The sequence below is a fragment of the Zwartia lucis genome (assembly GCF_965234455.1).
Taxonomy (GTDB): Bacteria; Pseudomonadota; Gammaproteobacteria; order Burkholderiales; family Burkholderiaceae_B; genus Zwartia; species Zwartia lucis.
In genome coordinates, this window is sequence record NZ_OZ248472.1 from 90,265 (window position 1) to 101,987 (window position 11,723).

At 50.5% G+C, this 11,723-nt stretch carries 13 protein-coding genes; 6 read left to right on the forward strand and 7 right to left on the reverse strand.

Features of this window, described 5'->3' with window-relative positions:
* Genes kdsB through AC8GE9_RS00455 form a run of 5 tightly spaced genes read right to left on the reverse strand, consistent with a single transcriptional unit; the run spans window position 1 to window position 3,077 of the window.
* Window positions 1-780 (reverse strand): 3-deoxy-manno-octulosonate cytidylyltransferase, encoded by a 780-nt coding sequence (gene kdsB, locus AC8GE9_RS00435; protein ID WP_506675156.1) that lies wholly within the window; start codon window positions 778-780, stop codon window positions 1-3.
* Window positions 781-798: 18 nt separating this feature from the next.
* The gene (locus AC8GE9_RS00440; protein ID WP_506675157.1) at window positions 799-990 is read right to left on the reverse strand and encodes a Trm112 family protein; all 192 of its coding nucleotides are present in this window, start codon (window positions 988-990) and stop codon (window positions 799-801) included.
* A 13-nt stretch (window positions 991-1,003) separates the two neighbouring features.
* On the reverse strand, window positions 1,004-2,074 hold the full coding sequence (lpxK, locus tag AC8GE9_RS00445; RefSeq protein ID WP_506675158.1) for a tetraacyldisaccharide 4'-kinase: 1,071 nt from the start codon (window positions 2,072-2,074) through the stop codon (window positions 1,004-1,006).
* On the reverse strand, window positions 2,071-2,475 hold the full coding sequence (locus tag AC8GE9_RS00450) for an ExbD/TolR family protein (protein WP_506675159.1): 405 nt from the start codon (window positions 2,473-2,475) through the stop codon (window positions 2,071-2,073). Before AC8GE9_RS00450 ends, lpxK begins: the two co-directional genes overlap by 4 nt.
* Entirely contained in the window at window positions 2,475-3,077 is a 603-nt protein-coding gene (locus AC8GE9_RS00455; RefSeq protein WP_506675160.1) for a MotA/TolQ/ExbB proton channel family protein, read from the reverse strand. Before AC8GE9_RS00455 ends, AC8GE9_RS00450 begins: the two co-directional genes overlap by 1 nt.
* A gap of 337 nt (window positions 3,078-3,414) precedes the next feature.
* Here AC8GE9_RS00455 and xseA point away from each other — a divergent pair, with 337 nt between their 5' ends.
* The 3 genes from xseA (at window position 3,415) to pcaF (ending at window position 6,784) form a co-directional block, all read left to right on the forward strand.
* Window positions 3,415-4,776, forward strand: coding sequence for an exodeoxyribonuclease VII large subunit (xseA, locus tag AC8GE9_RS00460; protein ID WP_506675161.1), 1,362 nt, complete (start codon window positions 3,415-3,417; stop codon window positions 4,774-4,776).
* 118 nt (window positions 4,777-4,894) lie between these two features.
* Entirely contained in the window at window positions 4,895-5,473 is a 579-nt protein-coding gene (gene sodB, locus AC8GE9_RS00465) for a superoxide dismutase [Fe] (RefSeq protein WP_506676278.1), read from the forward strand.
* Between the two features lie 105 nt (window positions 5,474-5,578).
* Window positions 5,579-6,784 carry a 3-oxoadipyl-CoA thiolase gene (gene pcaF / locus AC8GE9_RS00470; protein WP_506675162.1) on the forward strand — a complete coding sequence of 402 codons (1,206 nt, stop codon included), beginning with the start codon at window positions 5,579-5,581 and terminating at the stop codon, window positions 6,782-6,784.
* Window positions 6,785-6,832: 48 nt separating this feature from the next.
* Here pcaF and AC8GE9_RS00475 read toward each other — a convergent pair whose 3' ends face one another.
* Together AC8GE9_RS00475 and AC8GE9_RS00480 are read right to left on the reverse strand one after the other, a co-directional pair.
* Window positions 6,833-7,300, reverse strand: coding sequence for a DUF192 domain-containing protein (locus tag AC8GE9_RS00475; protein WP_506675163.1), 468 nt, complete (start codon window positions 7,298-7,300; stop codon window positions 6,833-6,835).
* A gap of 35 nt (window positions 7,301-7,335) precedes the next feature.
* Complete coding sequence (locus AC8GE9_RS00480) at window positions 7,336-7,569, reverse strand: cold-shock protein (protein ID WP_290194239.1); 234 nt, start codon at window positions 7,567-7,569, stop codon at window positions 7,336-7,338.
* A gap of 237 nt (window positions 7,570-7,806) precedes the next feature.
* Between AC8GE9_RS00480 and clpS the strand changes: the two genes are divergently transcribed.
* From clpS to AC8GE9_RS00495, 3 genes are read left to right on the forward strand one after another with little or no spacing between them, the layout of a single operon-like run.
* Window positions 7,807-8,130 (forward strand): ATP-dependent Clp protease adapter ClpS, encoded by a 324-nt coding sequence (gene clpS / locus AC8GE9_RS00485; protein WP_506675164.1) that lies wholly within the window; start codon window positions 7,807-7,809, stop codon window positions 8,128-8,130.
* 52 nt (window positions 8,131-8,182) lie between these two features.
* A complete protein-coding gene (clpA, locus tag AC8GE9_RS00490) occupies window positions 8,183-10,498 on the forward strand; it encodes an ATP-dependent Clp protease ATP-binding subunit ClpA (RefSeq protein ID WP_506675165.1) in 2,316 nt (771 codons plus the stop codon).
* Window positions 10,498-11,718, forward strand: a complete 1,221-nt coding sequence (locus tag AC8GE9_RS00495) for a paraquat-inducible protein A (protein WP_506675166.1) — start codon at window positions 10,498-10,500, stop codon at window positions 11,716-11,718. Before clpA ends, AC8GE9_RS00495 begins: the two co-directional genes overlap by 1 nt.
* Window positions 11,719-11,723 lie beyond the last annotated feature (5 nt).

The following is an 11,723-nucleotide window of genomic DNA, read 5'->3' on the forward strand; positions in this document are numbered from 1 at the left end:
TTACCCTGACGTTAAACCTTCTTTGGCCAGTATTTGACGAACGCGGTCCAAATCTGCCTGGGTATCGACTCCTGGCCCAGGGTGCCGGTCCGTCAAATGAACGGCGATCTTGAAGCCGTGCTCAAGCGCCCGCAGTTGCTCGAGGGACTCAATACTTTCGAGTACACCTCGTGATAAAGAGGGAAAGATTTTTAAAAAATGAACACGGTAAGAGTACAGGCCAATGTGATGGAGGGCCGGCAGTCCCTGACTCAACACTTGTGATCCTTGGCTTAGGGCATCGCGATCCCAAGGGATAGGGGCGCGAGAAAAATAGAGAGCATGCGATGTACTGTCGCAAACAACCTTGACAATGTTTGGATTAAAGAAGCTGGACGCCTCAGAGATCGGCGCTGCGCAGGTCGACATCGCTGCCTGGGGATGTTGTGCAAGCGATGCCGCCACCTGGTTGATCAACGCTGGATCAATCAAGGGCTCATCACCCTGAACATTGACGACAATGTCGTCATCAGAAAGCTTGAGTAACGAGACACTTTCCGCCAAACGATCAGTGCCTGAAGGGTGGTCCTCGCGGGTCATCAGAACATCAATGCCATGAGCGCGAACAGCGCTTGCGATGGACGCATCATCTGTTGCGACATACACCTTCGTGGCGGCCGAGGCTGCAGCACGATGTGCAACACGAACAACAAGCGGAATCCCTGCAAGATCAGCCAACATTTTTCCCGGAAGCCTAGTCGAGGCCTTACGTGCGGGAATGATGACGATGAACGGTTGCATGCGTGTATTCACTTGCCTTTAGGCATTGTCGGGATGATCTTGGGCATCGGCCAATGGGCGTGCCTGGGCTTCAAGCATCACCGGAACGCCATCACGAACAGGGAAGGCTAGCCGATCACCCCGGCAAACGAGTTCCGTATGATCAGAGTTCAGGTAGAGACGACCCTTACAAAGGGGGCAGACAAGAAGGTCAAGCAGGCGTGTTTGCATCGTTATATTGTAATCAATCGTGATGTGACTGCACGGATTTTGCCTTTAATTGCGCGTTTAACCATGGCAAAAAATCAGACTCTGAAAAGCACATCTCTGCCTCCGCGACCCAAAGCCGCTTGTCCTCCATGCTTTCACACTTGACAGCATCTTTCGCCGTCATGACCACACATTCTGCATCCAGGGCTTGAAATGTCGATGCTTCGAACGTGAAGTGATCAGCCAAAGCGCGTTGTTCGGAGAGTCGGATACCGATTTTAAGCAAGCCTATAAAAAACTGTGGTGGGTTGGCAATGCCAGCAATAGCGATGACTTTGATTCCCTTGACATGCGCAATGAAGCTTGGCGGATCAAGTAATTGTCCGCTGTAGAGATTTCTGAACTGAATGATCCGTAATGTAGCCGCCGTTTTTCGCACCAAGGAAGACGTTGTGGTCAAGGGTGGGGGAGAGACATTGTCAGTTCTAGAAATCAGAGCCTGGACGGTATTTAAGCGGCTAACGGGCTCTCGCAGGGGGCCGGCAGGCAACAACCAACCATTGCCGGTTCCGCGCTCATCTTGCACAACAATTTCAATGTCTCGGTGCAGCCTGAGGTGTTGTAAGCCATCGTCTGAGATGACCAAGTCAATCTGCGGATTGTGTGCCAAGAGGGAAAAATAAGCCTGGGGTCGATTAGGATGCACTGCGATCGGAGCGCCAGTTTCCCGAGCGATCAAAGCAGGCTCATCACCAAAAAGGCTGGGATCAAGTTTTCCCTGTCCCACTAGAGGCATGTCACCGATCTGAGTACCATATCCTCGGCTAATGACACCAGGATGCCAACCTAGGGCACGTAATTGCTTGACGAGCGCGATGACGACGGGTGTTTTTCCTGTTCCACCGATATAGATATTGCCAACCACCACGACAGGGATTGGAAAATGGGTATCTGGCTTGAAGTAACGATGGTGAATTGCGCGAATTTTTAGGATTACACCAAACAGGAGGGAGAGCGGGGCCATTGACCATGCCCACACCCCCCTTTGTTGCCACTGGCGCTGCAGCCAATGTTCCATACTCGTGCGCAGACCTTTGGTGCTCACTGCGCAGCCTGTGTGGCAAAGTGCACTTTGTTGATGCCGGCCTCACGTGCCGCTTGCATCGCGTGAACGACGGCTTGGTGAGGGGCCATTGCGTCCGCGCGAATGATCAAGGCGCTATCTTTTTGATCTGAACGTTGTGCTTTTAAGCGAGCGACCAGATTGCTTGGGGAAATGAGGGCTCCCGCGATGGCGTAGCGTCCATCTTGAGCAATGGAAATCTCTATTGTTGATACTGTCGTTTGCTCGGCGTTCGCTTGGGGTAAAGAAATGCTGAGCTGCCGCTCACGCGTAAACGTTGTGGTTGCTGCTAAAAAAATCAACATTACAAGCAAAACATCAATTAAAGGAATCAAATTGATGTCTGGACTATCGTCTGAAGAGGCGTTTGAGCGAAAGTTCATCAGGTGGAATGCTTAATATTTTGGGCAACATAACGAGTCGCTTGCTCCATCTTTAATAAAAGCGCTTCAACTCTGGACTTGAATAATCGATGCGCTATGACAGCTGGAATCGCAATCAGGATTCCAAACCCTGTGTTGTACAACGCAATGGAAATGCCGCGTGCCAACTCTGTCGGATCTGAACCATCCGGTTTGTAAGCTGCGAAAATTTCGATCATACCTACGACTGTTCCAAACAATCCCATGAGTGGCGCAATGCTTGCCACCGTAGCTAGGGCGGGGAGGTATTTTTGTAATATGTGGGAAACATCACGACCGGCATCCTCGACTGCGCATCGGAGTTCTGCGGGAGGCAAGTGTTTGCACCGAAGCAGTTCGGCAAGGATTAGGCCCAGTGGAGAAGACGCACGAAGTTTTTCAATCGCCTCGGGCGAGTCTGCCTTGGCGCGAACCATTTGTATGACTTGGGCGGGTAGGTCGCGAGGAATAAGGCGCGCAATATTAAGGCTTAATGCACGTTCGATCACGATGGCCAAACCAACGATGGACAGGGCGATCAATGGCCAGATGGGCCAGCCTGCCTGAATGACAATAGATTGCAAAAAGTAACCTCTCTAGCATTAGGATGGATTGCACAGCACAATGATGGCATGGTACGGGTGCGACAGGACAGTTGGCAAGTCTAAAGCGTATTAAAAGCTATCCACAGAACTTGTGGATAATTCTGTGTGCATCTTCTGAAATGATGGAAAATGGGTGCTTTCGAGTATTTGCTTAAAAATTGAGCAATTTATGATGGATTTAATTATTACTCAATGATAACAATTAGTTACTAAATTTATTTAATGCGATTTTGTATCTAAAACAATATATTCTTTAACCACAAACACTTATTACGGATTTATGACGTTTGTGGACAATCTTTGGTGTAGACCCCTTATGGCACTTAGCGATCAACAAGACAATGCAGCATTCACGCGGGACTTTCTGACAGTGTCTGAGCTCAATCAAGCTGTCGCCCGCCTTTTGGAAGACAGTTTCGATGTGAGTTGGGTTCGGGGTGAAGTTTCTAATTTTATGCCCGCTGCCTCTGGTCACTGGTACTTTACGCTCAAAGACAATGGTGCCTCGGTCAAAGCTGTCATGTTTCGCAGTAAAGCGGCCGCAGTGGGTTTTATGCCTAAGGCAGGAGATTCGATCGAGCTCAAAGGGCGGGTGACGCTTTATGAAGCGCGAGGTGAGTATCAGATTCAGGCAGAGCAGTTACGACGCGCGGGTTTAGGCTCGCTTTTTGAGGCGTTTCTTGCTTTAAAAAGTAAATTGGACCAAGAAGGTTTATTCGATTCCGCTCATAAACGTAAAATTGTCGACCATCCTCGCGCAGTAGGGGTCATCACCTCATTGTCCGCTGCGGCGTTACGCGATGTTCTGACCGCTTTGGCGCGTCGTGCTCCCCACGTTCAGATTGTGATCTACCCAGCAATGGTTCAAGGAACGGGCTCTTCATTACAGCTCAGACAGGCTTTAGCTTTAGCGAATGAAAGGCAAGAGGTGGACACTATTTTGCTTGTCAGAGGAGGGGGCAGTATTGAGGACCTCTGGAGTTTCAATGATGAAGCATTAGCGCGAGATATTTCCGCAAGTGTTATCCCTGTTGTCTCTGGCGTTGGGCACGAAACAGACTTCACGATCGCTGATTTTGTGGCGGATTTACGTGCGCCTACGCCTACCGCTGCGGCTGAGCTCGTCTGTGTCGCGCGTTCTGAACTGTTGGGGCGAGTATCACGTGCGCGTGTTCAATTAAGCAATGTGATGCGACGTAAACTCGAACAAATGTCGCAGCGCTTGGATCGCATTTCGGTGGGTATGATTTCGCCAGCTCAACGCCTATCCCATCAAGAAGAACGGCTCAACGGACTCGTCTATAGGCTGCGTCATGTTTCCCAGCGCGCTTTTCAGCAGTATCGCGTCCAGTCGGATCGGGCACAAGCGCGTCTCAAATTCGTATTGCCCGAGGCGAGTACTCAGCGTGCGGGCCTTTTAAGAGCTACGACAGCGCTCAGTGTGTGCCAGCGTAGGTTGTTCGCGATGCGACAGGCAAGCCTGATGGGTTTAGAAGCACAGTTGCGCGCGTTGAGCCCTGAGCAAACCTTAAGCCGCGGCTACGCGATCGTTCGAAGCACACAAGGCCAAGTGATTCGTTCCAGCCAAGATCTCAAGCTTGGTCAAATTGTGGAAATCAGCCTTGCTAAAGGAGCGGCTTCTGTTCAGGTTCAAAGTCTCGACCGTTCGGACGATTGAGCCTGTTAGGGTTCTGCTAACCCTTGTCCGCAATAGGGGTTGTAGCCAGGAGCTCATGACGTCCGATACAATAGGAAAAATTCGTTTCATCCACCACATTCACGAGGACTTTGCAACAATGGCCCACACACTTCCCGCTTTGCCTTATGCAATGGATGCTTTGGCACCTACCATCTCCAAAGAAACACTTGAGTTCCACTACGGCAAGCACCATCAAGCCTATGTGACCAACTTGAATAACCTGATTCCTGGCACTGAGTTTGAGACAGCCTCGCTCGAGGAAATCGTTAAAAAATCCTCAGGTGGCATTTTTAATAATGCCGCGCAGGTTTGGAACCACACCTTTTATTGGAACAGCATGGCGCCCAAGGCGGGTGGCGAGCCTACAGGCAAGCTGGCTGATGCGATCAATGCAAAGTGGGGTAGTGTTGCCGCTTTCAAAGAGGCTTTCAACAAATCCGCTGCTGGTAACTTTGGCTCGGGATGGACCTGGCTTGTTAAAAAGGCGGATGGCTCGCTTGATATCGTCAACACAAGCAACGCCGCGACTCCTCTGACCACGACAGACGTTGCTTTGTTGACCTGTGACGTTTGGGAGCATGCCTATTACATTGACTACCGAAATGCTCGACCCAAGTATCTCGAGAGCTTTTGGAACTTGGTGAATTGGTCATTTGCAGCTAAAAATCTCGGTTAATTCATACGCCTTGATATGAGCCGGCCGGATTGGCCGGTTTTTTTTTGCCATTTTTTTGCGCTAAGATTTGGCAAGAGACTTTAAACATTCAACAAGAGATCCCTCATGGACAAACACGCTTATATTTGTGATGCAATCCGTACACCCTTTGGTCGCTATGCGGGTTCGCTCGCCTCAGTTCGTCCCGATGACTTGGCAGCAATCCCCGTGCGTGCTTTAGCAGAACGCAATCCTGGCGTGAAATGGGATGAACTCGACGATGCGCTGATGGGATGCGCCAATCAAGCTGGCGAGGACAATCGTAACGTCGCTCGCATGGCTACACTGTTGGCAGGATTGCCTGATGTTGTGCCTGGCGGCACGATCAATCGTCTGTGTGGTTCTGGGATGGATGCGATTGGCACGGCTGCGCGTGCGATTCGTGCGGGAGATGCTTCCTTGATGTTGGCGGGTGGTGTTGAAAGCATGACGCGCGCACCTTTCGTGATGGGCAAGGCTGATTCCGCCTTTTCACGAAGCGCTTCGATTTTCGATACAACGATTGGCTGGCGTTTCGTCAACAAACTCATGAAAGCGAAGTACGGCGTCGATTCGATGCCCGAAACAGCTGAAAATGTGGCGGATCAGTTCAATATTTCGCGTGCGGATCAAGATCTGTTCGCGATGGCCAGTCAGGAAAAGACGGCTGCCGCCCAGAAAAATGGCTATTTTGAGAGCGAGATCGTCGCAGTCAGCATTGCTCAAAAGAAGGGGGATGCAATCCTTGTGAATCGTGATGAGCATCCTCGTCAAACGACCCTTGAGTCCCTGGGCAAACTTAAAGGCGTCGTTCGCGAGGGCGGTTCAGTGACCGCGGGAAACGCCTCGGGTGTCAATGATGGCGCGGTGGCGATGTTGATCGCGCACGAACAGGCTGCTGCCCTTCATGGTCTCAAGCCGCGCGCTCGGATTGTCGCGATGGCGACAGCGGGCGTCGAGCCTCGTATTATGGGTATCGGGCCCGCACCCGCTTCACAAAAAGTACTTGCTCTTGCGGGCTTGACGCTTGCCCAGATGGATGTCATCGAGTTAAACGAAGCTTTTGCCGCGCAGGGCCTCGCTGTATTGCGCATGCTCGGTATTGCGGATAACGATCCTCGCGTCAATCCGAATGGCGGAGCGATTGCATTGGGCCACCCACTTGGCGCGAGCGGTGCTCGCCTAGTGATGACAGCTGTCCACCAGCTTGAAGTGACGGGAGGGCGCTATGGCTTGTGTACGATGTGTATCGGTGTGGGCCAGGGCATCGCTCTCATTGTAGAGCGTGTCTAAACGTTCCTAGCGGCGTATGCGACACGTGGTACAAAAAACGATACTCGGTCATTGCAGGCCGAGTATTTTTTTGCCTGGCGTCATTGCGCGAGCCGCAAACCAGCCTTGTTCCATTTCGAGCGCAAATCTGACCGGTTTGCTTGAGCAGTGAGACTCATCGCTTTGTGGTTTCATGTCAGCGATGTTGACGATCGTGCCATCCTCAAGCAAAAAAGCGATCGACAAAGGTATAAAGGTATTGCGCATCCAGAAACACTCAACAAGTACTTGGTCAAAGACAAACAGCATGCCGTGATTGGGGGCGAGCGATTTACGATTCATCAGTCCAGTTCTGCGCGTCTCAGGCGTGGCCGCAATCTCCGCATGAATGACATGCATGCCTGCGTTGAGTTTTTTGATCGGAAGCGTAGGATTTGTCTGCCCATGCGCTGCCGAAAGGGAAATCAAGCTCATAAAAAAAGTAAACAACACGACCCTAAGGTCGCGCTGTTTTTCAGGCGTGAACCATCTATACATTGCGTAGTATCCAAGGGGTTATTCACCCCAGCTGCTTATGCAGCAGTTATATTTGTAGCTTGCTTGCCCTTAGGACCCTGAGTGACTTCAAAGGCGACTTTTTGGCCTTCTTTGAGTGTTTTAAACCCATTCATCTGGATCGCTGAAAAATGTGCAAACAGGTCTTCTCCGCCGTCATCGGGTGTGACGAATCCAAAGCCTTTCGCATCGTTGAACCACTTGACGGTTCCTGTGACCTTTGGGCCATTGCTTGTGGTCGAGTCTGACATTCCGACTGCCTCTTATGTGCGTTGTACAAATCAAACGGAAAACTGATCAAAAGCGTATGCTGCAAAAAATCTGCTTCCGGCATCTTGACACTCAAGTTTTTTGAATGTGTTGTGATATTCGTTAGATTTTATAAGTTCGTCAAGTATCGGTTTGCCTAGTATCCTGAACCTTAAATGAAGTTTTGTATCAAACTGGTCTATAAAATGATGGCTTCCTTCTAAATTGAACTGTTGATTATGCCCGCTCGTATTTCTTCCAGTCCAGATCTCGTTGTCGAGAAGCAGAGTGCTAAAACCACTCCGCCGCCTATGTACAGGGTGATTCTCCTCAATGACGACTACACGCCGATGGAGTTTGTCGTTCATGTTTTACAGAAGTTTTTTAGCAAAGGTCACGAAGAAGCAATGCGTATTATGTTGCAAGTTCACCACGAAGGAAAAGGGGTGTGTGGGGTTTACCCGCATGACATCGCAGCCAGTCGTATTGCGCAGGTTGCGCAGCATGCACGGACTCGCCAACATCCATTGCAATGCGTCATGGAACCGGCAAGTGACAATTAAGGCATAGAATGCAATTTAACGGTGTAACACTTGATAGAACGTCGGAGGAAATGTGATTTCCCAAGAGCTTGAAGTTAGCCTGCATATGGCCTTTGTCGAGGCGAGATCGGCTCGACATGAGTTCATCACTGTCGAGCACTTATTGTTGTCGCTATTAGATAATGCAGCGGCCATTGAAGTGTTACGCGCCTGCTCCGCCAACATGGACGAATTGCGCAATAATTTGCGCAAGTTCGTGACGGACAATACGCCCGTCATCCCTGCAGGTGCAGAGGTCGACACCCAACCTACGCTCGGTTTTCAACGCGTCATTCAACGTGCCATCATGCATGTGTCGGCGGGCGGAGCTTCCAAGAAGCCAGTGACAGGTGCGAATGTTCTTGTCGCGATTTTCGGCGAAAAGGAGTCTCATGCTGTTTTTTATCTGCAGCAACAAGGGATTTCACGCTTGGATGTTGTGAACTATTTGTCTCACGGCATCAGTAAGCAAGCCGCGGCTGAAACACCCGCTCCTAAAGAGCAGCAGGGTGAGGGCGCAGAACAATCTGGTGAGGCGCGTCAGTCTCCGCTTGATTTGTATACACAGGATCTGAATGCGGCCGCCACAGCGGGTCGGATTGATCCTTTGATAGGTCGCGAATATGAAGTCGAGCGTGTGATCCAAACCTTGTGCCGTCGCCGTAAAAATAATCCACTATTGGTGGGCGAAGCGGGCGTCGGAAAAACAGCAATCGCCGAAGGTTTGGCTTATCGCATTACACAAGGCGAAGTGCCCGAAGTTTTACAAGATGCGCAAGTTTTTTCCCTTGATATGGGGGCGCTGTTAGCCGGCACAAAATACCGCGGTGATTTTGAGCAGCGCTTGAAGGGCGTGCTCAAACAGTTAAAAAATAATCCGCAAGCGATTTTGTTTATTGATGAAATTCATACATTGATTGGTGCGGGCTCGGCTTCAGGCGGCACTCTGGATGCTTCCAATTTGCTCAAGCCTGCCTTGTCCTCTGGCCAACTCAGGTGTATCGGAGCAACAACCTACACTGAGTTTCGCGGTGTATTCGAAAAAGATGCAGCACTTTCTCGTCGTTTTCAAAAAGTTGATGTATCTGAGCCGACTGTAGCGCAGACGATTCAAATTCTGCGCGGCCTCAAAGGACGTTTTGAGGACCATCATGGTGTCAAATACTCCAGTGCTGCGCTGACAGCCGCGGCGGAGCTTTCTGCCCGGCATATCAATGATCGGCATTTGCCTGACAAAGCGATCGATGTGATTGATGAGGCAGGGGCCGCCCAGCGTCTCTTACCACGTTCAAAGCAAAAGAAAATCATTGGTAAAACAGACATCGAAGCGATTGTGTCCAAGATCGCTCGTATTCCACCACAAACCGTATCAAGCGATGATCGCAGCAAGCTTGCGACGCTTGAGCGCGATCTCAAGACCGTTGTTTATGGTCAAGATGGTGCCATCGAAGCCCTTGCGGGTGCAATCAAAATGGCGCGCTCTGGTTTAGGTCGTCCAGAAAAACCGATTGGTGCTTTTCTCTTTTCTGGCCCAACCGGCGTCGGTAAAACAGAGGTTGCTCGCCAGTTGGCTTTTACGCTTGGGGTTGAGTTATTGCGTTTCGATATGTCTGAGTACATGGAGCGTCATACTGTTTCTCGTCTCATCGGTGCGCCTCCAGGCTATGTTGGTTTCGACCAAGGTGGCTTGTTAACCGAAGCCATAAACAAACAGCCACATTGCGTGTTGTTGTTGGATGAGATTGAAAAAGCGCATCCGGATGTATTTAATATCTTGTTGCAAGTCATGGACCACGGAACATTGACGGATAACAATGGTCGCAAAGCTGACTTTCGCAATGTGATTTTAGTGATGACGACCAATGCTGGGGCAGAGGCTCTCAATAAACCCAACATTGGTTTTTCAAACACCCGTGCGAGTGGTGATGAGATGGGCGATATCAAGCGTCTCTTTTCACCCGAATTCCGTAACCGTCTTGATGCAATTGTGCCTTTTGCAGCACTGAGCCAAGAGGTGATTTTACGCGTGGTGGACAAGTTCCTGATGCAGCTCGAGGATCAATTGCACGACAAGCGTGTTGACGCATCCTTTACTGATGCGCTGCGTGCCCACCTCGGCAAGAATGGTTTTGATCCCCTGATGGGCGCGCGTCCGATGCAGCGTCTGATTCAGGACACCTTGCGGCGTGCTCTCGCAGATGAGTTGCTGTTCGGCAAGTTAGTTGATGGCGGCTCTGTCTTGGTTGATGTCGATGCGGATGGCAAGGTGACGCTAGATTTTGACGTCAAGGACACAAAGCCTTCTGGTGCGGCAAAGGGATCTGATCAGGAAGCCGAACTGGTCCTCTAATGACGGCATCGAAAGGACCTTCGGTGTCTCAGCAACGATCGCTGAATCTCGCTCAGCCCCTCACGTTGACTTGCCATCAATGTGGGGCTTCTTATGCGCGACCGACCCTAGAGCCAGATCAATGGGCGCAATGCCTGCGCTGCAATAGTGTGTTGGAGTCCTACGGTGCTTTTACGCCCATGGCTTGGTTGGCGATTGTTTTGACCGCCTTGATCAGCCTAGGCTTTGCTAATGCTTATCCTGTTATGACACTTTTTCTTCAAGGCCAAGGACAAGCCGCGACTTTTTTTGATGCGGTTTCCGTAGTATGGCGTGAAGGCTACCCTGAGGTTTCAATTGCAACGTTCGCTGCCGGATTTTTGTTGCCGGTCTTACACCTTTTTTTATTATTTTGGGTACTTATACCTTTGTCTTTTGGACGGCTGCCGCTTTTTTTCGAAGCCGTCATCAAGATCATCGATCATTTGAAACCTTGGTGCATGGTACCTGTATTTTTGTTGGGTATTCTGGTTGCTGCGGTCAAACTGGCTGGATTAGCCTCTCTGGTATTAGGTGTCGGACTTTTCGCTACGGCCTGTGCCGCATTACTGATCACGAGCCTCGCGCGACTTAGTAAAAGAAGGTTGCGCTTGATGGCTTTGGATTTAGGTGTACCTGCTCAACCGCCCGAAATACCCAAACCCCCATCACCCCAGCAAATCAGTCGTGTCTGGGCGTTGTTGCTCGCTGCTGCCATCATGTATGTGCCAGCCAATCTCTTGCCCATCATGCAAATCACCTCTGTCGGTGGGTCTTCTGGTCATACGATCGTAGGTGGCGTGATTGAACTGTACCAACTGGGATCCTGGGATATCGCACTCGTGGTGTTTGTGGCGAGTGTCTTGGTACCGGTTTTTAAACTGATTACCCTTTCAACTCTTGTCGCGCTTACTCAATTTGGTGCTGCTCGTGGGTTAAAGTCTCGGACACAGTTATATCGTGTTGTCGAGTTTATTGGACAGTGGTCCATGCTAGATGTGTTTGTCGTGATTTTGCTCTCTGCTCTTGGGCAGTTCGGGGCTCTTCTGAGTATCGAACCGGGAAGTGGAGCCATTGCGTTTGGAGCAGTGGTGATTTTGACGATGCTCGCGGCTCTCAGTTTTGACCCTAGACTCGCATGGCGTCGTGCAGGATACCGCCGTCACGTATTATCAAGCTTTAATACTTCGAATCATGGCTAAGAGAG